This window comes from Amorphus sp. MBR-141, from assembly GCF_053628695.1.
The window spans coordinates 20,207-45,924 of the sequence record NZ_JBRJGW010000003.1 but is presented as its reverse complement, the minus strand read 5'-3'; the positions used below and the strand labels follow the sequence as shown (position 1 = coordinate 45,924).

Annotated in this window: 18 protein-coding genes; 8 read left to right on the top strand and 10 right to left on the bottom strand. The window is 70.7% G+C overall.

What is annotated here, in order from left to right; all coding sequences use genetic code 11:
- Nucleotides 1-227 precede the first annotated feature (227 nt).
- The 5 genes from ACSSVZ_RS05125 to lepA form a co-directional block, all read right to left on the bottom strand.
- Nucleotides 228-4,148 (bottom strand): helix-hairpin-helix domain-containing protein, encoded by a 3,921-nt coding sequence (locus ACSSVZ_RS05125; protein ID WP_453968705.1) that lies wholly within the window; start codon nt 4,146-4,148, stop codon nt 228-230.
- Between the two features lie 8 nt (nt 4,149-4,156).
- A complete protein-coding gene (locus tag ACSSVZ_RS05120; RefSeq protein ID WP_453968704.1) occupies nt 4,157-5,827 on the bottom strand; it encodes a Y-family DNA polymerase in 1,671 nt (556 codons plus the stop codon).
- Entirely contained in the window at nt 5,709-6,587 is an 879-nt protein-coding gene (locus tag ACSSVZ_RS05115; RefSeq protein WP_453968703.1) for an ImuA family protein, read from the bottom strand. The genes ACSSVZ_RS05120 and ACSSVZ_RS05115 overlap by 119 nt, the downstream gene beginning before the upstream one ends.
- A gap of 1,496 nt (nt 6,588-8,083) precedes the next feature.
- Entirely contained in the window at nt 8,084-10,063 is a 1,980-nt protein-coding gene (locus ACSSVZ_RS05110) for an autotransporter outer membrane beta-barrel domain-containing protein (protein WP_453968702.1), read from the bottom strand.
- A gap of 383 nt (nt 10,064-10,446) precedes the next feature.
- Complete coding sequence (lepA, locus tag ACSSVZ_RS05105; RefSeq protein WP_453968981.1) at nt 10,447-12,252, bottom strand: translation elongation factor 4; 1,806 nt, start codon at nt 12,250-12,252, stop codon at nt 10,447-10,449.
- Nucleotides 12,253-12,649: 397 nt separating this feature from the next.
- Between lepA and ACSSVZ_RS05100 the strand changes: the two genes are divergently transcribed.
- Nucleotides 12,650-13,465 (top strand): DUF2927 domain-containing protein, encoded by an 816-nt coding sequence (locus ACSSVZ_RS05100; protein WP_453968701.1) that lies wholly within the window; start codon nt 12,650-12,652, stop codon nt 13,463-13,465.
- Between the two features lie 221 nt (nt 13,466-13,686).
- On the top strand, nt 13,687-14,346 hold the full coding sequence (locus ACSSVZ_RS05095) for a L,D-transpeptidase (RefSeq protein ID WP_453968699.1): 660 nt from the start codon (nt 13,687-13,689) through the stop codon (nt 14,344-14,346).
- A gap of 217 nt (nt 14,347-14,563) precedes the next feature.
- On the opposite strand, the gene ACSSVZ_RS05090 is transcribed toward ACSSVZ_RS05095, so the two are convergent.
- Complete coding sequence (locus ACSSVZ_RS05090) at nt 14,564-15,196, bottom strand: DUF2076 domain-containing protein (protein WP_453968698.1); 633 nt, start codon at nt 15,194-15,196, stop codon at nt 14,564-14,566.
- Between the two features lie 161 nt (nt 15,197-15,357).
- On the opposite strand from ACSSVZ_RS05090, the gene ACSSVZ_RS05085 reads away from it, so the two are divergent.
- Nucleotides 15,358-15,882, top strand: a complete 525-nt coding sequence (locus ACSSVZ_RS05085) for a TetR/AcrR family transcriptional regulator (RefSeq protein WP_453968697.1) — start codon at nt 15,358-15,360, stop codon at nt 15,880-15,882.
- Nucleotides 15,879-17,021: an MFS transporter gene (locus tag ACSSVZ_RS05080; protein ID WP_453968696.1), complete on the top strand. Its 1,143-nt coding sequence runs from the start codon at nt 15,879-15,881 to the stop codon at nt 17,019-17,021. The genes ACSSVZ_RS05085 and ACSSVZ_RS05080 overlap by 4 nt, the downstream gene beginning before the upstream one ends.
- A gap of 19 nt (nt 17,022-17,040) precedes the next feature.
- Here ACSSVZ_RS05080 and ACSSVZ_RS05075 read toward each other — a convergent pair whose 3' ends face one another.
- A complete protein-coding gene (locus ACSSVZ_RS05075; RefSeq protein ID WP_453968695.1) occupies nt 17,041-17,661 on the bottom strand; it encodes an alpha/beta hydrolase in 621 nt (206 codons plus the stop codon).
- Nucleotides 17,662-17,763: 102 nt separating this feature from the next.
- Nucleotides 17,764-18,690, bottom strand: coding sequence for a ring-cleaving dioxygenase (locus ACSSVZ_RS05070; protein WP_453968694.1), 927 nt, complete (start codon nt 18,688-18,690; stop codon nt 17,764-17,766).
- Between the two features lie 395 nt (nt 18,691-19,085).
- On the opposite strand from ACSSVZ_RS05070, the gene ACSSVZ_RS05065 reads away from it, so the two are divergent.
- The 4 genes from ACSSVZ_RS05065 (at nt 19,086) to ACSSVZ_RS05050 (ending at nt 22,984) form a co-directional block, all read left to right on the top strand.
- Entirely contained in the window at nt 19,086-20,132 is a 1,047-nt protein-coding gene (locus tag ACSSVZ_RS05065) for a type III polyketide synthase (protein ID WP_453968693.1), read from the top strand.
- The gene (locus ACSSVZ_RS05060) at nt 20,129-20,635 is read left to right on the top strand and encodes an isoprenylcysteine carboxyl methyltransferase family protein (RefSeq protein WP_453968692.1); all 507 of its coding nucleotides are present in this window, start codon (nt 20,129-20,131) and stop codon (nt 20,633-20,635) included. The genes ACSSVZ_RS05065 and ACSSVZ_RS05060 overlap by 4 nt, the downstream gene beginning before the upstream one ends.
- Before the next feature lie 26 nt (nt 20,636-20,661).
- Nucleotides 20,662-22,185: a DHA2 family efflux MFS transporter permease subunit gene (locus ACSSVZ_RS05055; RefSeq protein ID WP_453968691.1), complete on the top strand. Its 1,524-nt coding sequence runs from the start codon at nt 20,662-20,664 to the stop codon at nt 22,183-22,185.
- A 94-nt stretch (nt 22,186-22,279) separates the two neighbouring features.
- Nucleotides 22,280-22,984: a Crp/Fnr family transcriptional regulator gene (locus tag ACSSVZ_RS05050; RefSeq protein WP_453968690.1), complete on the top strand. Its 705-nt coding sequence runs from the start codon at nt 22,280-22,282 to the stop codon at nt 22,982-22,984.
- Nucleotides 22,985-23,120: 136 nt separating this feature from the next.
- Here ACSSVZ_RS05050 and ACSSVZ_RS05045 read toward each other — a convergent pair whose 3' ends face one another.
- The gene (locus ACSSVZ_RS05045; RefSeq protein WP_453968688.1) at nt 23,121-24,767 is read right to left on the bottom strand and encodes a cisplatin damage response ATP-dependent DNA ligase; all 1,647 of its coding nucleotides are present in this window, start codon (nt 24,765-24,767) and stop codon (nt 23,121-23,123) included.
- A 144-nt stretch (nt 24,768-24,911) separates the two neighbouring features.
- Nucleotides 24,912-25,616, bottom strand: coding sequence for an SAM-dependent methyltransferase (locus tag ACSSVZ_RS05040; RefSeq protein ID WP_453968686.1), 705 nt, complete (start codon nt 25,614-25,616; stop codon nt 24,912-24,914).
- Nucleotides 25,617-25,718: the final 102 nt, after the last annotated feature.

The following is a 25,718-nucleotide window of genomic DNA, read 5'->3' as shown; positions in this document are numbered from 1 at the left end:
TGGATCCCCGCTTGCGCCGGGATGAGCGGGGTATGGGGCAGGTGCCGGGGGCAAGGCGCAACGGCCTGTCCGCACGGCACCTACCCGCGCGCGACCGCGCGCCGGCCGGTCAGGGCGCCCCGCTGAGCCGTGCGCCAAGCGCACCGGCGTGGGCGCGGGCTTTTTTCATCGCAAAGCCGGACGGAAAACCGGCTCCCACTTTTCCTGGCTTTTCCTGGCTTTGCCTGTCAGTGAAAATTCCTGCCCTTGGGCAGTGCCCTGCGGGTCTCGGTCGCCTTGGCGCGTTCGTCGGCGTGGCGGCCGATGCCGGCGGTGTCGGAGGCCGCACGGCGCGGGGTGAACCAGGTGGAGCGGGGGGCTGGGGGCGGATCGCCGGCGGCGGGACCGGCCGTCTTGTCGGTCTCCTGCGGGGCCTTCGGACGTTTGGCAGCGGGAGGCGGCCGCCGACTGTCGGAAGCGGCCTTGATGCGCGCCGCGTCGGCGGCGAGCTCCGGCATGTCGTTCAGCAGGCTGGCAATCCGCGCCGACGGCTTCGGCTTGTCGCGGGCGTCCTCGCTCTGGGTCTTCACCTCGTCGGCATGGGCCATCGCGGCTTCCACCTCCGGCAGGACGGGCCCCTTGCGGCGTGTCGCATCCCGGGCACTGCGGGCGGCGAACGGGTCGTTCCGCAGGGCGGCGAGGTCGGCGGTGCGGTCGACCAGCCGGTCGGCGACGATGTGGATTACGCCGTCCTGCACCTGCAGACGGCCGGTCACCAGGGTGAAGCGGCTGCCGAGCACGACGGCGCGGAACTGCTCGAAGGTCTTCGGCCAGACGATGATGTTGGCGACGCCGGTCTCGTCCTCCAGCGTCATGAAGATCACCCCCTTGGCCGATCCCGGACGCTGCCGCACCAGCACCAGCCCGGCCACCGAGACGCGCCGGTTGTTGGGCATTTCCGACAGCCGCTCGGCCGGCAGCACCCGTTCGGCATTGAGCTGGCCGCGCACGAAGGCGGCCGGATGCGCCTTCAGCGACAGCGCCAGCGTGCGGTAGTCGTGGATCACCTCCTCGCCGGGCGGCATCGGCGGCAGGTGGGCGTCGGGCTCCTCCCGGAGCGCGCGCGTGTCGGCGGCGGCGAACAGCGGCAGGCTCTCCACCGCCGCCCCCGCATCGAGGCCGCGCGCCGCCCACAGGGCATCGCGGCGGGTGAGCCCGAGACCGGCGAAGGCGTCGGCCTCGGCCAGCCGCTCGACCACGGCGCGGGAGAGGCCGGTCCTGAGCCAGAGGTCGCGCACGGAATCGTAGCCGGCACCCCGGTGGCGCACCAGGGTGGCGACGGCATCCTCCGACAGGCCGCGGATCTGGCGCAGGCCGAGGCGCACGGCGCGGGTTGAGCGGATCGCGTCGCGCATCGAGGCGTGGTCGCGGTGGAGCCGGTCGCGGGCCGCCGGGCCGGGCTCCAGGATGGTGTCCCAGTCGGAGCGGTTGACGCAGGCGGGGCGGGCGGCGACGCCGTGGCGCTGGGCATCGCGGACGATCTGGGAGGGGGCGTAGAAGCCCATCGGCTGGCTGTTGAGCAGCGCCGCGCAGAAGACGTCCGGGTAGTGGCACTTGAGCCAGCAGGAGGCGTAGACGAGGAGCGCGAAGCTGGCCGCGTGGCTTTCCGGGAAGCCGTATTCGCCGAAGCCCTCGATCTGCTGGAAGCAGCGCTCGGCGAAGGCGCGGTCGTAGCCGCGCCTGGCCATGCCCTCCACCATCTTCTCCTGGAAGGTGTGGATGGTGCCGACCTTGCGGAAGGTCGCCATCGCCCGGCGCAGGCGGTCGGCTTCCGACGGGGTGAAGCCGGCGGCAACGATGGCGATGCGCATGGCCTGCTCCTGGAACAGCGGCACGCCGAGGGTCTTGCCCAGCACCTGCTCCAGCTCGTCGGAGGGACCGTGAGCCGGCGAGGGCGAGGGGTAGACGACCCTCTCCTTGCCCTGACGGCGGCGCAGATAGGGATGGACCATGTCGCCCTGGATCGGGCCCGGCCGGACGATCGCGACCTCGATGACGAGGTCATAGAATTCGCGGGGGCGGAGCCGAGGCAGCATGGTCATCTGGGCGCGGCTCTCGATCTGGAAGACGCCCAGCGTGTCGGCCCGGCAGATCATGTCGTAGACGGCCGCGTCGCCCTCCGGGATGGACGCGAGCGTCACCGGCCACGGTTCGGTGAGGGCGGTGGCGGCGGCCAGGGTTTCGGGATCCGGTCCGTCCTCCATCTCGTCCGGCGATGGCTGGGATCCCGCGCCTTGCGGCTGGCTTTCGGACCTGCCGCCCTGGATTCCCGCTTTCGCGGGAATGAGCGGAGGTTGGGACAACGGCCCGGGCGCGCACGTCGGCAGGTTGCGCGGGTCGACGGCGACGGAGGGGGCGGCGGGGCCGGCGCCGGTCCACTCCCCATCCCGCATCGGGTGGAAGCGCGGATAGGCGGAGGGCGGGGCGGCGTCGCTCTGGGCGAGCTCATCGGCGTAGTGGCGGCCGAGCAGCGCGAACGCCTTGCGGATGCAGGTCAGCATGCCGAGCGCCAGGATGTCGATCTTCAGGATGCCGAGGGCGTCCAGATCGTCCTTGTCCCACTCCACCATGGTGCGGTCGTCCATCGCCGCCTTGGTGACGGGCACCACCTCGTCGAGCCGGCCGCGGGTGATGACGAAGCCGCCGACGTGCTGGGAGAGGTGGCGGGGAAAGCCCATGATCTCCCGGGACAGCCGGACCAGATGAGCGATCCGGGCGTCGCCGGGATCGAGGCCGGCGCGCTTCGCGTCCTCCGGGCTGACGCCGGCCGAGGTGTGGCCCCAGATGGTTCCGGACAGCGCCGAGACGGCGTCCTCCGACAGGCCGAGCGCCTTGCCGATCTCGCGGGCGGCGGAGCGGCTGCGGTAGGAAATCACCGTCGCGGCGAGGCCGGCGCGATCGCGGCCGTACTTCGCATAGACGTACTGGATCACCTCCTCGCGGCGCTCGTGCTCGAAGTCGACGTCGATGTCGGGCGGCTCGCGGCGCTCCGCCGAGATGAAGCGCTCAAACAAGAGGTCGGTGCGCTCCGGGTCGACCTCGGTGATCCCCAGGCAGAAGCAGACGGCGGAGTTGGCGGCCGAGCCGCGGCCCTGGGCGAGGATGGCGCGGGAGCGGGCGAAGCGGACGATGTCGTGGACGGTGAGGAAATAGGGGGCGTAGTCGAGCTCGCCGATGAGGGCGAGTTCGTGGGCGATCGCCGCCTCGACCTTGGCCGGCACGCCGGCCGGATAGCGGGCGGCAGCTCCTTCGCGCGTCAGGCGGCTCAGCGTTTCCTGGGGCGTCGAGCCGGGGTCGGTGACCTCCTCCGGATAGTCGTAGCGCAGCTCGTCGAGGGAGAAGGCGAGGCGGGAGAAGAGGCGCCCCGTCTCGGAAACGGCGGCCGGGTGATCGCGGAACAGGCGGACGACCTCCTCCGGGGCTTTCAGGTGGCGCTCGGCGTTGGCCGCAAGCCGGGTGCCGGCGGCATCCACGGTCACGTGGGCGGAAATCGCGGTGAGCACGTCCTGCAGGATGCGCCGCTCCGGCGCGTGGTAGAGCGGCAGGAGGCTCGCCAGCAGCGGCAGCTCGAGCCGTTCGGCGAGGCGGGCGGCCTCGGCCTGGCGGCGCCGGTCGGCGGGGCCGTAGGCGGCGGTGACGACCATGCGCACCGGCTCGGCGGTGGCTCCTGCCAGCAGCGCCGCGGTGGCCGCCACGGTGGCGTCGGGCGCGGTGCCGGGCAGGACCGCGAAGACCATTCCCTCGGCGTAAGCGGGTAAGTCGGTGCGCAGGAGCCGGCAGTCGGCCTTGGCGCCGCGCATGTTGCCGGCGGTGAGCAGCCGGCAGAGCCGGCCGTAGGCGGCGCGGTCGGTGGGCCAGGCGAGAAGGTCCGGCGTGTCGTCGGTGAAGGACAGCCGGCAGCCCACCGCGAAGGCGAGGCCCGCCTGTTTCGCCGCCGCGTGGGCCCGCACCACGCCGGCCAGCGTGTTGCGGTCGGCGACGGCGAGGCCGGCAAGCCCGAGCTCGGCGGCGCGCACCGCCATCTCCTCCGGGTGCGACGCACCGGCCAGGAAGGAGAAGTTGGTGGCGGCGGCCAGCTCGACGAAGCGGGGGGACAGGGGGGCGGGCATTGCGGGGCTTACCCAAACAATCCGTGCAGGTACCAGCGCGGCGCGGGGGTCTCGCGCACGTACAGGCCCTCGCGGAACAGCCAGAAGCGGCGGCCGTCCACGTCCTCGACGCGGAAGTAGTCGCGGGTCGGGCCGATGGCGCCGCCGTGCCACCACTCCGCGGCGATGCGCTCCGGCCCCTCGGCGCGGGCGACGACATAGGAAAGCTTGCGCCAGCGGAAGCGCACCGGCGGACCATCGGGCACGGCGGCCACCGTATCGATGGGTTCGGGGCGGGAAAACAGCCGCAGCGGCCGCTCGGGGGGCTCGGGTTCGGTCGGATAAGGAGCGGCCTCTTCCGCCAGACCGAGTGCGGTGGCGCCGGCGCGCCCACCCGGAGCCGGGGAGCGGAGCGAACGCGGCGTGAGGGGAGGCTGTCTTTGCGTGGGAACCCGCTGGGCCGGCAGGGCGGCCCCGGCGAATTCGGGGATGTGGCTGTCGCCGGCGACGAGCCGGGTCACGGCGGCGGCCCCCAGCCGGGCGCTGAGCACGTCGATCAGCCGGGCGAGATCGGCCTCGGCCGTCCCGTGGCCGTCGAGGTCGCCCTGGCGGGCGGTGAGCGGCGCGGTCTCGAACGCCATCAGACGGATCAGGTCGATGCCGCTGTCGATCCGCCGGGCGGCGGCGAGCGCGTCGAGCTTTGGCGCGAAGACGGCCGCGATGCGGGCGGGATCGCGCACCGGACCGGTGGTGGCGATCTCGGTGCCGGAGACGGCGCCGTCGGCGTGGAAGAGGGCGAGCACCAGCCGCCGGGCGCCCTCGCCGCGCGCCTCCAGCCGGCCCTCCAGCACGGCGGCGAGGCGGGCGAGATAGGCGGCGACCACGTCCCACTGGAACACCGGCTCGGCGAGCCGGCGTTCCACCAGCAGGAGCGGCATCGCCCGCAGCGGCGTGATCGGTTCGTCCTCGGCGCCGGTCGCCTGGTCGAGCCGGCGCAGGAGATGCGGCCCGAAGCGGGCGGCGATCGGCGCGCGCGGCTGGGCGGCGAGCTGGGCGACGGTCCGGAGGCCGAGGCTGGCGAGCGCCCGCGCCGTCTCCGGGGCAAGCCGCAGCGCCGCCACGGGCAGCGGGGCCAGCGCATCGGTCATCCGGCCGTGGGCGAGGATCGGTTCGCTTCCGTAGCGCGCCATGGCCCAGGCGGCGCCGGCGGTTCCGGCGATGGCGGCCCGGGCCTCCAGACCGGCCCGGCCGAGGCGGGCAAGCAGATCGTCGCGCAGGCCGGCCTCGCCGCCGAACAGATGGGCGCAGCCGGTGACGTCGAGAAACAGCCCGTCGGGCGGATCCAGCCCGACCAGTGGCGTGTAGCGGTCGCAGGCGGTGGCGAGGCCGGCCAGCAGGGCGGCGTCGGCCTCCGGGTCGTGCGGATCGACGGCGAGTTCCGGCACCAGCGCGCGCGCCTCCGCCAGGCCGAGCCCGGGCTCCAGGCCGCAGGCCTCGGCGCGCCCGTCGACAGCGGCGAGGATCTGCGCCGCGCCGACCTTGGCGACGGTGGCGCGCGGCGGGGCGGCGGCGGCCTGCGGCTCAGGAGACGCGGCGAAGGGCGACGATCTCCGCCGGTCCCGGGCGCGCCGGTCGGTCGGGAGCCTCGGCAGCCAGAGGCTGAGAATCCGTCGGCGATCGGGGCCGGAAGCGGTGGTCATGCGGGCAGTACTCCACGTCGACGGCGCCGGTCGGGCCGCCGCGGTTGCGGGTGAGGTGGACGGCGAAGCCGGGCCGGCCGAGCACGGCGAGGCCATGCGGATCGGGGCCGGACGGGCGCGGCGCCACCGCAAAGCGCAGGCGCGCCGCCGAGGCGATGGCGGGACCGGCGGGGCGCAGCAGCAGCACCGGCGTGCCGCCCCGTTCCGCGCGGAGGGCCAGCCGCCGGGTGGCGGTGAGGTCGAGGGCACGCGGCGCGCCGCCGATCTCGCCGACGATCGCCGCCAGCCCGCCCACCGACAGCGCCTCCTCGATCGCCCACAGGGCCTCGGCGGCGCTTCGCGGAGTGACCAGCAGCAGCCGGGACGGATCGATGCCGAAGGCGGCGAGTCCTGGGCCGTAGAGGCTGCCGGTCTCGCCCGCGGTGACGGCGTCGGCGACCCAGACCACCGGGCCCGCCGCAGCCCCCATTCGGGCGACGAGGGCGGCGGCGAAGCCGGTGAGCGCCCCGGCGTCACGGTGGCCCGCGCAGGTGACGTCGTGCACGGTACCCTCGGGCCACGCCCCCAGCGGATAGAGCCGCTCCAGCAGCGCCACGCCGAAGCGGCGGAGGGGATCCGCGGCGCCGGATCCGGCCCGGCCCGGCCCGCCGGCGGCGTCCCCGGGCGGCGCGGGGGACGGCGGACCGGCAAGCGGCGCCGGCGCGCGCCCTTCCAGGGCGGCGATCCGGGCGCGCAGGTCGGAAAGCGGGACGGCGGCCATGAGACGCGGGCTCCACGGCGGATTGGGGTGATCTATGTTCCTGATATGTTCTCATAGATTCCGGAGCGGGCCCGGGGAGTCAAGCGGGCTTTTCCGGCCGCTTGCGCGCCGCGGCCGGAAAACCCAGCCGGAGCAAAGGGTTCCCTTTCGGCGGCAAAATCGGTTCGCGGCGCACCATCCTGCCTGCGCGCCGCAGCAACGAATTTGCTAGGCGGTGGCCTTCAGCGGCGGTATAGTTAAGGTTCGGTAATCGTGCCACAGGGAGGTGCGTCATGGCCTATGCCCGACGTATGAACGTGGTCTTCTTCGGAGCGGCTTTCGTCTTCATCGCCGCAATCGTCATGGGGATCGTTTGATCCCTGCGTCATGGGATCGTGCTGATCTCGACATGACGGGGATCGTCTGATCCCGGCAAGTGTTTCCACCGCGGCGACCGATGGCCGCGGTGCCGATGACCGTAGTACCTAGATCGTAGCACCTGCGACCGTGCGATAGTGTGACACTGAGGGGTTTCTGACCGCGGTGTCTTCGGGCCGTCGTGCTTTGTGACTGCAGTGCTTTGTGACTGCAGTGCTTTGTGACCGCAGTGCCTTGGGCCCGCAGTGCCGGGTCCGTAATGGCATCGTGACCGCGCGGTCATGACCGCGGCCGATGGCCGGGTGCCCGGGCCTTGCGAGACCGGCGCTCCCAGAACAGCGTTTTCAGCACTGCCCGCGTCCCGCAAGGGGGCGCCTTGCGTCGCCCGCCTGAGCCGAGGCTCATCCGGGCGACGGCTTCCGGCTGGCCATGTCGTCAGGCTGCCGGCAGCGGCGGCTTCGGCAGATCGAGCTTTCAGGCCACCGTGCGGTCCGCAGGGAGTGCGCAGGGTCCGGAGTGCGCGCGTTCTGGAGTGTGCGCGTTCCGGTTTGGGCGGCGGCGGCTGGCATGCAGCCGTCCCGATTCCGCACGTGCGGACCGAAAGCCGGTCGGAGCGGTCCGCGAAGGTTCCATCCGGCCCCGGCAGACCCAGCCGCGCACAGGCTCAGCCGCGCATTTGCGCGTTCGCGGGATGCCTGGAGACGGCTCGTCTGTCCCTCTCTGTCTCTCACTCCCTGTCTCGGCCCTTTGTGGCGCCGCCGAGAAGCCGGTCGATCGGTGCCCCGACCTTCTCGCCGCCATGCAGGGAGAGGTGGCGCGCACGAACGGGCGTATCGCCGCTCTGCAGGCAAGCCGACGTATCCTGGCCAGCTGGAGCCTTGTCGATCCGGTCGAACCATCTGATCGACAAGAAATGGCTGCAGATTCAACCCCTTGCCCACGTCCTCTTCGTTCGGATCGCTTCGATCTGAACGGGACATGCTCTGGCAAAAGGCGGTTTGGGAAACGGCTCCGGTCCGGCGTCTCCCGAACCCTGACCGCCCCCGAACCTCCGTTCCGAGCGCTCCGATCCGAACGGGACATTCTCGACCGTGCGGTGCGGGCAAGCCGGTTCGCGCACCACCCGATCCGCTCCCGCCCTAAAGCTCAAACGTCAGCCGCAGCGACCCGATCTGGTTGAGGTAGCCGGAGGGGCTCGCCTGGACGTCATAGTTCACCCCGAGGGTGAAGGACGCCGTCGCCTGCGACGCGAGCCCGATGCCGCCGGTGAACAGCCAGCGCGAGACGTCCGGTCCGCTGGTGACGAAGGGATCGCCGCCGCCGGCAAAGCGCGCCGTCACCTCGCTTGCCGTGTCCAGCGTGTTGTATCCGGCCGTGCCGCGCGCCGTCAGGTCGAGGTTTCCGGTCAGGCGATGGCGCAGCGCCAGCTCGGCGCTGACGAACAGTTCCTGGTAGCTGTGGGAATCGACTCCGAGGTCGAGGGGCCCGGCGCCGTGCTCGTCGTAGTCGCCCGAACTCACGGCCAGGTAATCCAGCCGGACGCCCGGCGTGAGGGTCAGCGCCTCGTTCACCGGAATGGTCTTGTGCAGCCCCGCGCTGGCGTCGAGGACGACGCTCTGGTAGCTGGCCTCGGCCACGCTGCCCATGAAGGAGATCCAGCGCGTGGTGGAGGTGTCGACGAGCCCGCCGCTGACGGAGAAGCTGAGATCGAGGCCCGGCGCCAGCTCCTGCGCGCCGTAGAGGCCCAGCACGTAGGACTGGAGATCGGCAGACCCGTTGGCGACGCTCGCCGTGTCCGCATCGATGCTGGAGTCGATCGAGGTGGCGGTGATGGCGAACAGCCCGCCCAGCCGGGTTCCGGAGCCGAGCGCCCCGTCGGCGCCCATGGCGAACCCGCCGCCGCTCATCGTGTAGCCGGGCACGCCGTCGACGGCGGTCTGCTGGCCGGCACCGCCCAGCGGCTGCATCCAGACGTTCCGTCCGAGCGCGGCGTCGGCATCCGCCAGCCGGTTGGCGATGACCTGCCCCAGCATGCGCTGGGTGTTCGCGGTGGCCTGGGCGGCAGCGCCGGAGAGCACCGGCACGGTCTGGCTCAGGGCGGCGGACAGGTCGGTGCCGGAGAGATCGTTCAGCACGCTGGTGACCGGCGCCATCGCCCCGAACAGGCCGTTGGTCGTTCCCGCGACCTCGTAGAGCACCTCGGCCGCGCCAACGGCGGAAACGGTGCCGGTGTCCTGTGCCGTCTCCTGATAGGGCCGCACGACGTTGACGTAGGTGAGGTCGCCGGTGAACAGCGCCGATTGCGTGTAGGCGCCGAGCAGCATTTGCGCCGTGGAGGCGTCGCCCTCGATGCCGCCGTAGAGGCTGGCGAGCGTGCCGTCGGTGATGGTGTTGAAGAGCACGCGGCCCTCCGGCGTGATGGAGCCCAGAAGGGTGAACCGCGTTCCGTCCGGGCGCAGGCCCTCGCCCCAGAAATAGCCGCTCTTGTAGCCGGTGATGATGAAGGTGCCGGGCTTGGTGGTGCCGAAGGCGGCGGGGCTGGTGATCCGCCAGGGCGTCCCCTCCGACCAGGCCCACTGCGGGGAGAGGTTGCTGGGCACCGCGCGCGGCGCCGGCGGCGTGAAGGTCGCCGGATCGTAGGGCACCATGTAGGCCCAATGACTCACCAGCAGGTCAGTGCCGGTGATCATCTGCATTTCCATGGTGGTGACGCCGCCCACCGGCTGCATCACGCCGATGCCGATGGTGGGCGGGCCGCCGGTGGTCGGGGTGAACACCATGGTCACCTGCCCATCGGGGGTCACGGTTCCCTGGATGTTCAGCTCGGACACGGAGATGACCGGGCCGATCTTCAGTGTGCCGGTGCTCAGGCCGGTGAAGCTGCCGCCGACCGAGGCGCCGAGCGCCCACAGTGTCTGGTCGCCGATCGGGATCGGATTGGCGAAGCTGGTGCTCGGTGCGGCATAGGCCAGCATCAGTGGCACGGTGACGTACCAGTAGGTGTTGCTGATCACCGGATCCCAGACCGATTGCGCCTGAGCCGTGCCTGTTCCCCAGACGCAGGCAAGCAGCGCCAGCGCCGCCCGCTTACCGCTGCGCGCAAACTCACGTCGATGCATCGAAGTCGGATTCCCCCATTGCCGTCGACGTGGATTGAACTGCGTTGCTCGCCTGTTTTCAATCCGGTTTTCGATGGCAATCCACGACTTGAAAGCCTCGTGAAAGCTCCGGCGCGACCAGGATTTGCATCGCCCCAAATACGCACTCGGAGACTGCAGGAAAGGGTGTGCGTCGGAGGGGACGTCGCTGGGAGAGGGCCCGCCCTCAAGCCTGTCCAGGCCATGCGAGCGAACGGCTGATGCGCCCGTCGAGGCGCGAACGCGGCCCGTCAGGGGCGCCGTGCCGCCCTTGCGGCGCCAGGCGCCGCGCAACGATGCGATCGCGCGATTGCGCGCGACCACGAGAATGAACGACGGATCAGTCAGAGGCCGCGGCGGAGGGCCTAGGTGTCCACCTTCAGCGCGGCGATGAAGGCGTCCTGGGGGATCTCGACCTTGCCGAACTGGCGCATGCGCTTCTTGCCTTCCTTCTGCTTGTCCAGCAGCTTGCGCTTGCGTGAGGCGTCGCCGCCGTAGCACTTGGCCGTCACGTCCTTGCGGAGCGCGCGGATCGTCTCGCGGGCGATGACGCGCCCGCCGATCGCCGCCTGGATCGGGATCTGGAACATGTGCTGGGGGATTAGCTCCTTGAGCTTCTCGCACATGGCCCGGCCCCGGCGTTCGGCTTGCGAGCGGTGGACCAGCATCGACAGCGCGTCGACGGGCTCTGCATTGACCAGCACCTGCATCTTCACCAGGTCGCCCGGCTGGTAGCCGGTGATGGAATAGTCGAAGGAGGCGTAGCCCTTCGAGACCGACTTCAGCCGGTCGTAGAAGTCGAACACCACCTCGTTGAGCGGCAGGTCGTAGGTCGCCATGGCACGGCTGCCGACATAGTTGAGATCGACCTGAACGCCGCGCCGCTCCTGGCAGAGCTTCAGGATGTTCCCCAGATAGTCGTCGGGGGTCATGATGGTGGCGCGGATCCACGGCTCCTGGATCTCGGTGATCTTCACCGGATCGGGCATGTCGGCCGGATTGTGAAGCTCGAGCTCCGATCCGTCGGTGAGACCGAGCTTGTAGACCACCGAGGGCGCGGTCGCGATCAGCTCCAGATTGAACTCGCGCGACAGCCGCTCCTGGATGATCTCCAGGTGCAGCAACCCGAGGAAGCCGCAGCGGAAGCCGAAGCCGAGTGCCGCGGACGTTTCCATCTCGTAGGAGAAGCTGGCGTCGTTGAGACGCAGCTTGCCCATGGCGGTGCGCAGGTCCTCGAAGTCGGCGGCGTCGACGGGGAACAGCCCGCAGAAGACGACCGGGATCGACGGGCGGAAACCGGCCAGCGGTTCGGACGCGGGCTTGGCGGCGTCGGTGATGGTATCGCCGACCTGGGTGTCCGCGACTTCCTTGATGGCGCCCATCACGAAGCCGATCTCGCCGGGGCCGAGGGACTCGGTCTCCAGGAGCTTCGGTGTGAACACGCCGACCTTGTCGATGTCGTACTGGGCGCCGGTGCGCATCATGCGGATGCGCTGGCCCTTCTTCAGCCGGCCGTCGATGACGCGCACGAGGACGATGACGCCGAGATAGGTGTCGTACCACGAATCGACGAGCAGCGCCTTCAGCCGGGCCTTCTCCTCGCCGATCGGCGGCGGCAGCCGGGTGACGATCGCCTCCAGCACGTTCTCGATGCCGAAGCCGGTCTTGGCGGAAATCTCCACGGCGTTGGAGGCGTCAAGGCCGATCACGTCCTCGATCTGCGCCTTGATGCGCTCCGGCTCGGCGGCCGGCAGGTCGATCTTGTTGAGGACCGGGACGATCTCGTGGTTGTTCTCGATCGCCTGATAGACGTTTGCGAGCGTCTGGGCCTCGACGCCCTGGCTCGCGTCGACCACCAGCAGCGAGCCCTCGCACGCCGCCAGCGACCGGTTCACCTCGTAGGCGAAGTCGACGTGGCCGGGCGTGTCGATCAGGTTCAGCTTGTAGGTCTTGCCGTCCTTGGCCGTGTAGATCAGCCGGACCGTCTGCGCCTTGATCGTGATGCCGCGCTCGCGCTCGATGTCCATCGAGTCGAGCATCTGCTCCTTCATATCCCGTTCGGTCACCGTGCCGGTCGCCTGGATCAGGCGGTCGGCAAGCGTCGACTTGCCGTGGTCGATATGGGCCACGATCGAGAAATTGCGGATGTCCGAGATCGGCTCGGCACCCACGGAGGCCTGGCTGGCCTGGGTCGCTAATGTGGATTCGCTCATGAGCGTTCAGATAGCACTCACCTTGGGTCGCGGGAAGATGGGCACGGCGGCAAAGCGCCGCGCGGCACGGCGATCCCCGGAGCTTCGCAGGGCCCCGGCCCTGGCGGAAATCCGCCTCAGCGAACCGGCGCCCCTCGGAGTGCGGACCAATTCGCCTCGATCAGGTGATTTCCCATGACCGGAAAACGCTCTAGGTTGCTTGCCATCGTGGGCAGACCGGCCAGATCGCGATGGCTTCGGGCGAGATCGGCCCGACGCCATGGAGCGCGATCGCTCCCGGTTGAAAGCGGGGGCGGGCGGCAGGCCGGCACGCCCTTCCTCGTTTCGCCGGGACGAGCAGTTTCAGAGGGGCGCCATGCGGGCCTGTGTGTATGTCGTCGTCGCGCTCCTTGCCCTCCTGCCGGCCGTGCCGGCGCGGGCCCAGGACGCGGGCGAACCGCTGACCATCAAGCGCGTCGTCAACGCGTTTTCCGACGCGGAGCTGATCCGCGGCTTCCTGGGCACGGTGTTCGGGGCGGAGGTGATGCGCGGCAACCAGGATCCGTCCTCCTACACCACCGTCAAGAAATACGCCGGACCGGTGAAGGTGTTCATCGACAACAAGGCCGAGCGCAACGAATCGCGCCAGGTCGTCGAGTTCCTCAGGATCCTGAACCAGACCGTCAGCGGCCTGTCGATCCGGGCGGTCTCGCAGGAAGACCAGGCGAACATGACGGTGTTCCTGGTCGACCGGGCCTATTATCGCAAGACCATCCGCGACACCCTGCCGGACAACTTCGACAGCAGCTTCCTGCGCTCCAACGACTGTTCGGCGGTGACCGGGGGGCGCCAGGGCAGGGGGCTGGAGCGGGCGTTCGTCTACATCGTCGCCAACGAGGGCCGGCGGCGCTTCCGCCACTGCATGATCGAGGAGATCACCCAGAGCCTGGGGCCGGTGAACGACGACGTGAAGCTGTCGCACTCGATCTACAACGACAACTCCGACGTCCAGGGGTTCAGCGTGTTCGACTGGTTCATCCTGTCGATGCTCTACGACCGGCGGGTGAAGAACGGCATGACGGTGGACGAGGTGCTGCCCGTCCTGCCGGCGGTGATCCAGACGGCGCGCGGCCGGCTCGGCGGCGTCCTGCGCAGCCGCAAGCTGATTTCGCCGAATGCGGCGGCACGCTGATCGTCGCCGCCACATATGCGGCAGCGAAGTTGTTGCATGATCACCTCATGTTTACCCGAATCGCGAAAAACCGGGCCATGCGGGCTTTAGTGGTGGTCACTTTTCAGCCATAAAAGCGCCGGATGCGGGGAACCTACGCAGATTCGGCGCGTTGCCTGCCCCAAGCAAGACTTCGACCGGATGCGAGTGGGCGTCGACACATGAACCTTTGCAAAACCTTCGTGAAATTTGCACTTCCGATGGCCATCGGGCTCGCCCTGACGGGTCAGGCCTCCGCCCTGACGTTTCAGGGCAATGACCGCTCCGACTGGCTCAAGTATCTGAACGAGCGCGCCGAAGCCGAGCGCGGGCTGACGCCGGAAGAACGGCGCCAGGCGCGGCAGACGGAAGTGGCGGCCCTTGCGGCCGGTACCGCCGGGGCCTCCTACAAGCTCGATCCGAAATTCATGCCGACCACCATCGACTACACCGGCCCCTACGGCCCGGGCACGATCGTGATCGACACCGAAGATCGCTTCCTCTACCTGGTCGAGCCCGGCAACAAGGCCCGCCGCTACGGCGTCGGCGTCGGTCGGCCCGGCTTCGAGTGGGCCGGCGCCCACAAGGTGACCCGCAAGGCGGAATGGCCGGGCTGGACCCCGCCGCCGCAGATGCGCAAGCGCCAGCCTGACCTGCCGGCGCACATGGAAGGCGGGCCGAACAATCCGCTCGGCGCCCGCGCCATGTATCTGGGCTCCACCCTCTACCGGATCCACGGTTCCAACGCCCCCTGGACCATCGGCCAGGCGGTGTCGTCGGGCTGCATCCGCATGCGCAACGAAGACGTGATCGAGCTCTACGAGCGCGTGCCGGTCGGCACCAAGGTGATCGTCAGCCGCTAGAGCCCTTTCCGGTCAGACCAACGCGATCTGACCGGGACCTGCTCGGGCTGACGCGACCGACCGCACGGAACGGCGAGATTGAGGAAGGGTCGGCTACGCCGGCCCTTTTTCGCGTGCGCTCACCCTGTCCTTGCCGGCCACGCCGCGCGCGCTTCGCCCTCGGCCTCCGGCAGGCAGCTTTCGGCGCACGGTCGTGCGCTCGGGAACCGAGGGGAGCTCACCACTCGTCGAACAGGCCGTCCAGGAACGAGCCGCCGCCGTCGCCGCCGTCCATGCCGGCGCTGTCCCAGCCGCCCGAATCTCCGGAGTCCGAAGCTGCGCCGCCGGAAGCGTCGGCCTGATCCGCGCCGGCATCCGAGGCCGGATCGGCGGCCGGGTCGGTGGCGGTGGGGTCCGTCGTGGCCGCCTGGGCGGCGCCGTCGTCGCCCATCAGGCCGCGGATGCCCTCCATCAACAGGCTGCCGCCGACGATGCCGAGCGCCACCTGGCCGGCGCCGGCCAGAAAGCCGCCGCCGCCGAAGCCGGCCGGCCGTGCACCGGCAGACGGCACGCTCGAGCGGCGGCCGGAGGCGGCTGCGGCCTCGCCCGCCAGTCCGCCCGGCTGGAAACCGGACCGCGCGGAGGGCCCCTGCGCCGTCTCCGTTCCTTCAAGCAGCCGGATCCGTTCCTCGGCGCGCTTCAACGCCTCGTCCTGGACCGCGATGGTCTGGGCCATGCGATAGGGGGCGCCCGGATTGGCGGTCACCCGCTGGCGGATCAGCGCCTCGGCCTCGCCGTCGCGGGGGCCGTCGGACGCGGCGTCGATGCGGTCGAAAAGCCGGTCCAGAAGGTCGCGTTCGGTCGGTGTCATCGGATGTCCCTCTCGATTCCCGCCGCATGATGGCGGGCCGTCAGTCGATATGGGAACGCACCGGCGCGGCGTCACTGACAAATCCGTGAGCGCGGGTGGACGCTGCCGCGCCCGCACCGCCGGGGTTGCGTTGTGTAAAACGATCGTTTTACATTCCGCCCATGGATATGCGCACCAAGATCACGGCCGCCAGCGAGCGGGTCTTCGACGAGACGGGCTTTGCCGCGTCCGGCATGGACCTCCTGACGTCCGCCGCCGGCGTGTCGACGCGCACGCTCTACAAGCACTTCGGCAGCAAACAGGGGCTCGTGGCCGCCGTTCTGGCGCGCCGCCACGCCCGCTTCGAGAGCGATCTGGTGGCGGAGAGCGTCGACGGGCTGTTCGCCGCCCTGGCGGTCTGGGTCGACACGGAAGGGCCGAGAGGCTGCCTGTTCCTGCGCGCCCGGGGCGAGGGCGGCATCGCCGACACGGCGGTGCTGGCGGCCGTGGACGGCCACAAGCAGGCATTGCACGCCCTCGTCGACCGGCTGGTTGCGGCGGAAGCGGGCGAGAACGCGCTCCTCGCCGAGCAGATCGCCGTGCTCTACGAAGGGGCGACGGCGGCGGCCGTCTACCGCGGGCGACGGGCGGTCGAGGCGGCACGGGAGGCAGCTGCCACGCTGATGGCGCAGGCGCGCTCCGCATGAGCGCTTCCGCCCGCTTGGGCGCTGCGGGGTTTGCGCTGATCGCCGTCACCTACGGGCTGGCGCGCTTCGCCTTCGGCCTCTTCCTCCCCGCCATCCGCGACGACCTGAGCATGTCCGCGACGGTCGGTGGCGTCATCGCCGGCGGATCGTTCCTCGGCTACTGCCTCGCCATCGTCCTTTCCGCCTGGCTGACCGAGCGGTGGGGACCCCGACCCGTCGCCACCGCCGCCGGGGCAGTCGCGACCGTCGGCCTTGCTCTCATCGCGGCGGCACCGAACGCGGCGGTCCTCGCGGCCGCCGTGCTGCTCGCCGGCTCGAGCACCGGCCTCGCGTCGCCGCCGCTGGCCGCCGCCGTCGCCACGGCGCTCCCGTCCGGGCTGCGGGACTCCGTCAACACCATCATCAATGCGGGAACCAGTGCGGGGCTCGCGCTGTCCGGACCGGCAGCGCTCTTTCTGGGCGGCAGCTGGCGCGGCTGCTATGCGCTCTTCGCGCTGGCCGCGGCGCTGGTCACGTTCTCCATCTGGATGAGCGTTCCGGCGCGGGCCGGCGGGCAGAGCTTCGCGCGGCCGCATGTCCCGGCCTGGAGCGCGGACCTTGGCCGGCTCGTTGCAGCCTGTCTGCTGACGGGAGCGGCCAGCACGGCGGTGTGGACCTTCGGCGGCGACCTGGCATCGCGCAATCTCGGCTGGTCGAGCCAGCAGGTCGGGAGCCTCTGGGTCGCCATCGGCATTGCCGGCATTGCCGGTGCGTCGGCGGGAGCGCTGGCGCGGCAGATCGGGCTCGCCGCCGCCACCTGCATGGCTCTCGCGGTTCTCGCTTTGGGGACAGTCCTGGTCGGATGGCCGACCACGACGGCGTCCCTCGTGCTGGCCGGAGGGCTGCTCGCGGGCGTCGCCTACGTGATGCTGACCGGCCTCTTTCTGGTCTGGGGGACGCGTGCGGTGCCGGATCGGCCGGCGACCGGGGTAACGGTGGCGTTCCTTGCCATCGCGGTCGGCCAGACGGCCGGAGCCCCGCTCTTCGGTGCGCTCCTCGACGCGGCGGGGGCGGCACCGGCGGTTGGCGTCTTCGCCGGCCTTGCCGTTGCTGCCGTCCCCGTCGCGCGGCATGCGCCGGCCGGCGCAAGGACGGCCTGACCCGCCCGCCCGCCGGTTCTCAGTCGCGCAGGCGATCGAGCCAGCCGCGGATCGCGGTGATCTCGGCGTCGTCGACATCGTGGCCGCCGGGGGTGGCCGCAAGCTGCACGTCGGCGCCGGCGCGGCGGAGGCCTTCGACCAGCCGCTCGGTCAGGGCCCAGGGCGCGATCGGATCCTGCCGGCCCGCCGTGACGAGGATCTCGACGCCCGCTAGGTCGACCTCTTCGGAGATCTCGAACGGGATGAGCGGGTGCATGAGCACCGCGCGGCCGACCGCCTCGGGATGGGCGAGCAACGTCGCGGCGATCAGGTTGGCGCCGTTGGAAAAGCCGAGATAGACGGCCTGTGCCGGGTCGCGGCCGGCCGCCTCGATCGCTTCGGGTCCGGCGGCGGCAAGCTTCGTCACCGCCCGGGCGAGGTCGTCCATGTCGTAGACGCCTTCGCGCAACCGGCGGAAGAAACGCGGCATGCCGTGTTCCAGCACGTCGCCCTGCAAGGAGACCGCGTGGGCGCCGGGGGCCACCGCCCGGGCGATGCCGGCGAAGCTGCGCGCGTCGCCGCCGGTGCCGTGCAGGAGGACGAGGGTGCGCGGATCGTCCGGATTCCCTGCGATCTGCACCGTGTCGTAGATGTCTGCCATGTCTTGCCTCGCACATGTGCCGGTCGGATCGGGCCTGCCCGAGCGGAGCGGGATGAGGTTCCGGCCGGGCAAGTAGCGCCGGCCGGAACGGGTATGGCGGCGTCAGACCGCCAGCGGCGGCAGCTTCTGTTCAAGCACCGAGCGCAGGTGCTCGTGCTGCCGGGGCAGGCGCAGGGCCTCGCCCAGGTGCTCGACGTCCTCGTCGGTGGCAAAGCCCGGCTCGTCGGTGGCGATCTCGAAGAGCACCCCGCCGGGGGAGCGGAAGTAGATCGCGTAGAAATAGGACCGGTCGATCTGCGGGGTCACCTGGAAACCCTCCTTGGTGAGGGTCTCGCGGATCGCCGCCTGGGCGGCGCGGTCGGGTACGCGGAAGGCGATGTGATGAATGCGGCCCGCGCCCTGGGTCGCGTGACGGCGTTCCGGTGCCTCCAGGATGTCGACCACGCCGGCCGCCGCCGGGCTGACCAGCCGGGTGAGCGCGCCCTCGCGACCCTCTTCCCGGTAGCCCATCAGCCCGGTCAACAGGTCACGCGTCGCGGCGCCGTCGGCAAGCGTCAGCGTGACGCCACGGAAGCCCTTGATGGAGGACGCCTGGTCGATGCCGTTGGTCGCGTATCCCGGCCGGTCGTCGCCCGCCGCCTCGACCAGCGCGAAGGCGAAGCCGTCCGGATCGGCGGAGACGATGCGCGGCGCCCCGAAGACCGTTTCGTCGACCACTGGCGCGACGCCGGCGGCCTGCAGGCGCTCGCGCCAGAAGCCGAGGGTGCCGGGGGCGACGGCGAAGTGGGTGAGCCCGGTCTCGCCGGTGCCGGCGATGCCCTTCGGCACGCCGGCCCACGGGAAGAAGGTCAGCACCGAGCCGGGCGTTCCGACGCGGTCGGCGAAATAAAGATGATAGGTTCCCGGATCGTCGAAGTTCACCGTCTTTTTGACGAGGCGCAGTCCCAGGAGCTTGCCGAAAAAGTCGACGTTCCCCTGGGCCGACGCGGAAATGGCCGTGATGTGATGGAGGCCGATAACGGGAGACATGTCCTGCTCCTATGCTGCAACTGCGGCCGCGGTTCCTGCCGGCCATCCCGCCGGATGATGGCGGCTGTTGTCGTTCTTCCCCAAGGTGGGGTCCGATGGCCTGTATAGAACGGGCGAAACCGGTCTGAGACCCGCCCGATGGGGTGACGGATTGTTCAGCGTTTGGGGACGGCGGTCGGCTCGATGCGTGTTCCGCGGCGGAACCGGGCCGAGCGGACGCGCATTTCCCCCCGCATCGCGCGCTGCGCTACCATAAGACGTGATCTAGCGCCTTTTCCGATCGGGTGGTCACACCTGATCGATCAGATCGGTTCGATCTGAACGGATACACCAGCCTTGCCACCCCGTTCCGGGCACCGCGTGCGCCCTTCTACCGTGAGCGAGTTCCGCCGCCGATGTCCGCCCAGCTGGTTGCCCTGTCGACGGCGATGCCCGCCAACATCCTGGACCAGGGAGAGGCCGAGGCCGCCGCGCGCGCCGCGTTCGGCCCGCGTTTCGATGCCTTCGAGCGGCTGGCGAAGGTGTTCGCCAATTCCGGCATCAGGCAGCGTCACGTCGCCCGCCCTCTCGACTGGTATTTCGGGGCGCTGGGCTGGCCGGAACGGACCGAGGCGTTCCTGGAGGTGGCAGGCGATCTGTTCGTCGAAGCGGCCACCGGAGCGCTCGACCAGGCGGGTCTTGCCGCCGGCGACGTCGACACCATCGTCACCGTCTGCTCGACCGGCATCGCGACCCCGAGCCTGGAGGCGCGGGTTGCCGGACGGCTGGGCTTCCGCGACGACGTGGAACGCGTGCCGGTGTTCGGGCTCGGCTGCGCCGGCGGCGTGTCGGGCCTGTCGATCGCGGCGCGCCTGGCGGAGTCCCGGCCGGGCAGCGTCGTGCTGATGATCACCATCGAGCTGTGTTCGCTGGCGTTCCGCCTCGACCAGCTGACCAAGGCCAACATCGTCGCCACCGCGCTGTTCGGCGACGGGGCGGCGGCGTGCGTGCTGCGCGCCGGCGGGGCGGGCATCGCCGAGGTGGAGGCGTCCGGCCAGAAGACCTGGCCCGACACCCTGGACATCATGGGTTGGAGCATCGATCCGCAAGGCTTTGGGGTGATCTTCGACCGCGCCATTCCGCCCTTCGCCGAGGAGCATCTGGGCCGCGCGGTGGCCGAAATCCTCGGCCGGGCCGAGCTGACCCTCGGCGACGTCGACCGCTTCGTCTGTCATCCCGGCGGCACCAAGGTGATCGCGGCGCTGGAGCACGCACTGCAGACGGGCGAGGGCGCGCTGGATCACGAGCGGGCGGTGCTCGCCGACCATGGCAACATGTCCGCGCCGACCGTGCTGTTCGTGCTCGACCGCGTCATCCGGGCGGGCCTCCCGGACCGCACCGTGCTGACGGCGCTCGGCCCCGGCTTCACGGCGAGCTGCCTGTCGCTGAAGCGCGCCGCGTGACCTGGGCGGTTCTCCTCCTGGCGCTGGTGACGGCGGAACGGCTGGCGGAGCTGTGGCTCGCTCGCCGCAACACGGCGGCGCTTCTGGCGTCCGGCGGCGTCGAGCATGCCGCCGCCCACTACAGGCTGATCGTGCTGCTCCACGCCGCATGGCTCGCCGGCCTGTGGGCGCTGGGGTGGGCGGCGCCCGTGGCGCTCGGCTGGCTGGCGGTTTTCCTGGTGCTGCAGGGGCTGCGCGTCTGGGTGCTGGCGACGCTGGGCGCCCGCTGGACAACCCGCATCATCGTGGTGCCCGGCGAGACGCTGGTGCGGCGCGGGCCGTACCGGCTGATGGCGCACCCGAACTATGCGGTGGTGGTCGGCGAGATCGCGGTGCTGCCGCTCTGTCTGGGATTGCCGTGGTATGCACTGGGTTTCTCGCTCGCCAATGCCGCCGTCCTGGCGGTCCGGATCCGCGCGGAGAACCGGGCGCTGGCCGGCATCGGCGCGGCGCCGAAAGGCTGAAGGCGGCGATGCAGGCGCGGGCGGGGATGACGGTCTGGATCGGCTTCTGCGCCATGTGCGTGGGCATGTTCATGGCGATCCTGGACATCCAGGTCGTCGCCACGTCGCTGCCCACCATCCAGGCAGCGCTTCAGATCGCGCCCGACCAGATGAGCTGGGTGCAGACCGCCTACCTGATCGCCGAGATCATCGCGATCCCCCTCACCGGCCTGCTCACCCGAGTGCTGACCATGCGCTGGCTGTTCGTCGCGGCGGTCAGCGTGTTCACGCTCGCCTCGGCCGGCTGCGCCGCCAGCGGCAGCTTCCCCGAGCTGATCGGCTGGCGGATCCTTCAGGGCTTTTCCGGGGGCACGCTGATCCCGGCCGTCTTCTCCGCCGTCTTCCTGCTGTTTCCCGAACGCCGCCAGGGGCTGGCGACGACGATTGCCGGCGTGCTGGCCGTGCTCGCCCCCACCGTCGGCCCGGTGGTCGGCGGCTGGATCACCTCGACGTACTCCTGGCACTGGCTGTTTCTAATCAACGTCGTCCCCGGCATCGTCTGTGCGGCGACGGCGGTGTGGCTGCTGCCGCGCGACGAGGCCCGTCTCTCCGAGGTGCGGCGGCTCGACGTGGCGTCGCTGGTTATGATGGCCGTAGCCCTCGCCGCGTTGGAGATCGGCCTGAAGGAGGCGCCGCAGCGCGGCTGGATGTCCGGGCTGGTGATCGCCCTGCTGGCGCTGTCGCTGGCATGCGCCGCCGGGTTCGTGCGCCGGACCCTCGGCGCGCGCCATCCGGTGGTCGAGCTGCGCAATTTCTCCGACAGGAACTTTGCGATCGGCTGCGTGCTCTCCTTCGTCCTGGGCATCGGCCTGTTCGGCTCGGTCTATCTGATGCCGGTGTTCCTGGCCTTCGTGCGCGAGCACGATGCGCTGGAGATCGGGCGGATCATGCTGGTCACCGGCGTCGCGCAGCTGATCATGGCGCCGATCGCGGTCGCGCTGGAGCCGCGCTTCGATCCGCGTCTGCTGACGGCGCTCGGCTTCGCCGCCTTCGCGGCCGGCCTGGGCATGAGCGCGTTCGACACCCCGGCCACCGATTTCGACGGCATGTTCTGGCCGCAGGCGGTGCGGGGGCTGGCCATCATGTTCTGCCTGCTGCCGCCGACCCGGCTGGCGCTGGGGCATCTCGATGCGGCGCGCGTGCCCGACGCGAGCGGGCTGTTCAATCTGATGCGCAACCTCGGCGGCGCCATCGGCCTGGCGCTGATCGACACGGTCATCTACGAGCGGGCGCCGGTGCACGCCGAGGCGATCCAGGACGCGCTTGCCGCCGGCGACGCGCAGATGGCGACGTTCGTCGGCATTCCGCTGAATCTCTTCCAGGCGCAGGCCGGCGCTGTGCCGGACTCGGAGACGGCGGCGATGCTGGCTCCGCTGGTGGAAAAGGCCGCCCTCACCTGGGCCATCGACGAGGCCTGGGGCCTCATCGCCCTGCTGACGCTGGCGGCGCTCGCCTGCGTGGCGCTGGTGAAGACACCGCGCCAGCCGGGGGGCGGTGCGACGGCCGCCTGACCGGCAGCGCACCCTGTCATGCGACATGGCGGCGAGCTGTGCTAATCTTGCCTCCGGCCTGTGGCCATCGGGTCGACCCGGGTGGAGACGCAAGATGACCGAAGCGAAGGCGGCGATCGCCAAGACGATCCTGGATCATTCCTTTTCGCTCGAGGGGCTCGATCCCGGCCTCGCCTCCGGCCTGGCCGCGGTGGCGCGCACGGTGAAGCTCGACCCGGGCCGGACGCTGTTTCGCGCCGGCGACCCGGGCAACGGCTTCTACGCGGTCCTCGACGGATCGCTGAAGGTGTGCGTGACCTCGTGCTCCGGGTCGGAACAGCTGCTCGCCATGCTGGGCGTGGGCGCGATGGTCGGAGAGCTGTCGATCTTCGACGGCCGGCCGCGCTCGGCGACGGTGATCGCCGTCAAGCAGGCCCGGCTCGCCTTCGTCGAGCGCTCCGCCTTCGAGCGCTTTGCCGACGACAATCCCGCCGTCTATCGCCACATGCTGCAGATCGTCGGCCAGCGGCTGCGCCAGTCCAACGACGCACTGGCGGCGCGCTCGTTCCTGCCGCTGCCGGGGCGCGTCGCCCAGACGCTGCTGCAGTTGGCGGCGAGCTTCGGCCGGCCGGTGGACAGCGACCGCCTGCTCATCCACTACAAGATCAGCCAGTCCGACATCGCCTCGATGGCCGGCGGCGCGCGCGAGAACGTCAGCCGCGTCCTCAACGACTGGAAGCGCGTCGGCACCATCAGCCGCATCTCCGGCTATTACTGCATCGAGGACAAGGGCACGCTGGAGGCGGCGGCGACTTTGTAGGGTCCCTCGCGCCGAGTTCGCTTCGCTCACCGGCTGCGCGGGCGCGCCCTGACCGGGCGACGCACGGTCGCGCGCTGGGGGGATCGATCCGGGGAGGCTGTACCGGGTCGGGTGCGAAGCACCGGCCAAATTCTCCTCAACCCTTCGGCAGCAGGGCCTCCAGCGTCTCGATGCGGTCGGCCTCGCCCGGCGGCTTGTCCCAGCGCAGGCGGGCGACGCGGGGAAAGCGCATGGCGACGCCGGACTTGTGGCGGGGCGACCGGTTGAGGCCCTCGAAGGCGATTTCCAGCACCAGCCCGTCGGTGGCGTCGTGGACGACCTCGCGCACCGGACCGAAGCGGTTTAGCGTGTTCTTGCGCACGAAGGCGTCGATCTTCTTCAGCTCCGCGTCGGTGAAACCGAAATAGGCCTTGCCGACCGGCACCAGCTCCTCGCCGCCCTCTTCGCTCTGGCGCCAGACCCCGAACGTGTAGTCGGAATAGAACGACGAGCGCTTGCCGTGTCCGCGCTGGGCGTACATCAGCACCGCGTCCACGGTGAACGGATCGCGCTTCCACTTGAACCACAGGCCCTTCGGTCGGCCGGGCACGTAGGGACTGTCGGCGCGCTTGATCATCACGCCCTCCACCGCATCCGCATCGGCGCCCGCCCCCGCTCCGGCCGGATCGGCGCGGGCGGCGGCGACGTCCTCCCAGAGGCGGAAGGGAACCAGCGGCGACAGGTCGATGCGCGGATCGGGCCGGGCGGCCACGAACGCCTCCAGACGCCTGCGGCGCTCGGCGAAGGGGAGCGGCCGCAGGTCCTCGCCGTCCAGCGTCAGCAGATCGTAGAGGCGGATGCGGGGCGGGAACTGCGCCTGCATCTTCGGCGTCACGGCCTTCCGGTTGAGGCGCTGCTGGAGCACGTTGAACGGCTCGACCGCACCTTCGCGCACGATCAGCAGTTCGCCGTCCACCGCGCCGTCGAAGTCGAGCGCCTCGAGGAGATCCGGGAAGGCGGGGGAAATGTCCTCGCCGGTCCGCGAAAACAGCCGGGCGACCCGCCGTCCGTCGGCGTCGAGCCCGGATGCCGCCTGGACGCGGATGCCGTCCCACTTCCACTCGACCATGAAGGCTGCCGGGTCGAGGCCGGCGAAATCGGCCTGTTCGATCGGGTGGGAGAGCATGGCGGGCCGGAAGGGGGCGGGATCGTCGAATTCTGGCGGTGGGGCACGGCCTTCCAGCCAGGCGAAGAGCGGTTCGTAGGGGGCGGCGAGGCCATGCCAGACCTCCTCGACCTGGTTGGGTTCGACGCCGCCGAGCCCGGCCACGGCGGTCTTGGCAAGGCGGGCGGAGACGCCGACGCGCAGGCCGCCGGTGATCAGCTTCAGGAGCGCCCAGCGACCGATCTCGTCGAGGCCGTCGAGCCAGCGGGCAAGCTGGCCGGGGAGGTCGGCCTTCGACAGCGTCGTGAGCGCGGCGACGACGTCCGACAGTGCCGGCGGGGCGGGGTGGCCGCCGTCGGGGGCGGGGCGGGCCGGCCACATCAGTGCCGCCGTCTCCGACAGGTCGCCGACATAGTCGTAGGAGAGCGCGAACAGCACCGGGTCGGTCCGTTCGGCAAGGAGCGCGCGGATGAGGCCGGCCTTGGCGTGGCGAAAGCTGAGGGCACCGGTGAGGGCCGCCAGCGCGAAGCCGCGCTCGGGATCCGGCGCGGCCCGGAAATAGGCCTCCATCAGCCGCAGCTTGCCGAGGCGGCGCGGCTCGTAGGAGAGGCGGTCGAGGAGGTGGGCGAAGGCCTGCATGACCTGATCCTAACGCATGGGATCGATCTTCGGATCACCCGGCGGCCTTCGAGGCGGAGGCGACAGCGGGGATGACCGGGATGACGCGCCGACATGGGCGGGAAGCGGGCAGGGTGACATGGCCCTCTTCTCGTCCGGCCTGTCTCAGAGACGCGTGCAGATCCAGGCGCCCCAGAACAGGCTGGCGAAGAACCGCTTCGGGGTGCCGAATCCGGCATCCGCCAGCAGTGCTTCCACGGCCTCGTCCGAGGCCGGTGGATCCGCTCCCTGCAGGATCTTGCCGAGCTTGACCGCGATCTCGTCCTCGGACGCGCCGGTCAGGCGCCAGCGGTTGCCCCACGCGGCCATCAGCAGCGGTTCGGCGGCGTACGCCCGGCAGTTACCGGCGAGGATCAGCGGCGCGCCGGGCGTGAGGCGATCGGCAATGTCCCGCAGGATCGCCGCCTTGGCGGCGTCGCCGGGCAGGTGATGCAGCACGCCGATCAGGGTGGCGGCGTCGAACGTGCGGCCGGCTGGCAGGTCCGCAACGGCCCCGAGCACCGCTTCGGTCCGGTCGGACAGGCCGGCCCCGGCGATGCGCCCCTCGGCCAGGTCGAGCATCGGCGCCGACGGATCGACGACCACGAACGTCCAGTCCGGTTCGAGGCGGCCGGCCGCCAGCACTTCGCTGCCGGTTCCGCCGCCGCCGGCGACCAGGATCCGGGCGCGAGAGCCGGCTCCCAGCGTGGCCGCCAGCATGCAGGACGACAGCTCGTGGCAGGCGTCGTATCCCGCCAGCCCGATGCGGCTCTGGCGTTCGTATTCCGCGGTGCGGGTCGGATCGAACTTGGCGGCGCTGTCGGCGGTCATGGCAGGCTTTCATCGAGTGGGGCCGGTGCGGTCCGCGGTCGTGCGCGAGGCCAGTCTGGCAGAGCGACCTGTCTTTTCAGATCGGGGCGTCGGCGACAAGTG

Coding starts and splice junctions, on each gene's coding strand:
- ACSSVZ_RS05080 (WP_453968696.1), top strand. CDS start 15,879: ATGAGCGCTTCCGCCCGCTTGGGCGCTGCGGGGTTTGCGCTGATCGCC.
- ACSSVZ_RS05090 (WP_453968698.1), bottom strand. CDS start 15,196: ATGACACCGACCGAACGCGACCTTCTGGACCGGCTTTTCGACCGCATC.
- ACSSVZ_RS05075 (WP_453968695.1), bottom strand. CDS start 17,661: ATGGCAGACATCTACGACACGGTGCAGATCGCAGGGAATCCGGACGAT.
- ACSSVZ_RS05070 (WP_453968694.1), bottom strand. CDS start 18,690: ATGTCTCCCGTTATCGGCCTCCATCACATCACGGCCATTTCCGCGTCG.
- ACSSVZ_RS05040 (WP_453968686.1), bottom strand. CDS start 25,616: ATGACCGCCGACAGCGCCGCCAAGTTCGATCCGACCCGCACCGCGGAA.
- ACSSVZ_RS05065 (WP_453968693.1), top strand. CDS start 19,086: ATGTCCGCCCAGCTGGTTGCCCTGTCGACGGCGATGCCCGCCAACATC.
- ACSSVZ_RS05115 (WP_453968703.1), bottom strand. CDS start 6,587: ATGGCCGCCGTCCCGCTTTCCGACCTGCGCGCCCGGATCGCCGCCCTG.
- ACSSVZ_RS05125 (WP_453968705.1), bottom strand. CDS start 4,148: ATGCCCGCCCCCCTGTCCCCCCGCTTCGTCGAGCTGGCCGCCGCCACC.
- ACSSVZ_RS05085 (WP_453968697.1), top strand. CDS start 15,358: ATGGATATGCGCACCAAGATCACGGCCGCCAGCGAGCGGGTCTTCGAC.
- ACSSVZ_RS05120 (WP_453968704.1), bottom strand. CDS start 5,827: ATGACCACCGCTTCCGGCCCCGATCGCCGACGGATTCTCAGCCTCTGG.
- ACSSVZ_RS05100 (WP_453968701.1), top strand. CDS start 12,650: ATGCGGGCCTGTGTGTATGTCGTCGTCGCGCTCCTTGCCCTCCTGCCG.
- ACSSVZ_RS05055 (WP_453968691.1), top strand. CDS start 20,662: ATGACGGTCTGGATCGGCTTCTGCGCCATGTGCGTGGGCATGTTCATG.
- ACSSVZ_RS05110 (WP_453968702.1), bottom strand. CDS start 10,063: ATGCATCGACGTGAGTTTGCGCGCAGCGGTAAGCGGGCGGCGCTGGCG.
- ACSSVZ_RS05050 (WP_453968690.1), top strand. CDS start 22,280: ATGACCGAAGCGAAGGCGGCGATCGCCAAGACGATCCTGGATCATTCC.
- ACSSVZ_RS05045 (WP_453968688.1), bottom strand. CDS start 24,767: ATGCAGGCCTTCGCCCACCTCCTCGACCGCCTCTCCTACGAGCCGCGC.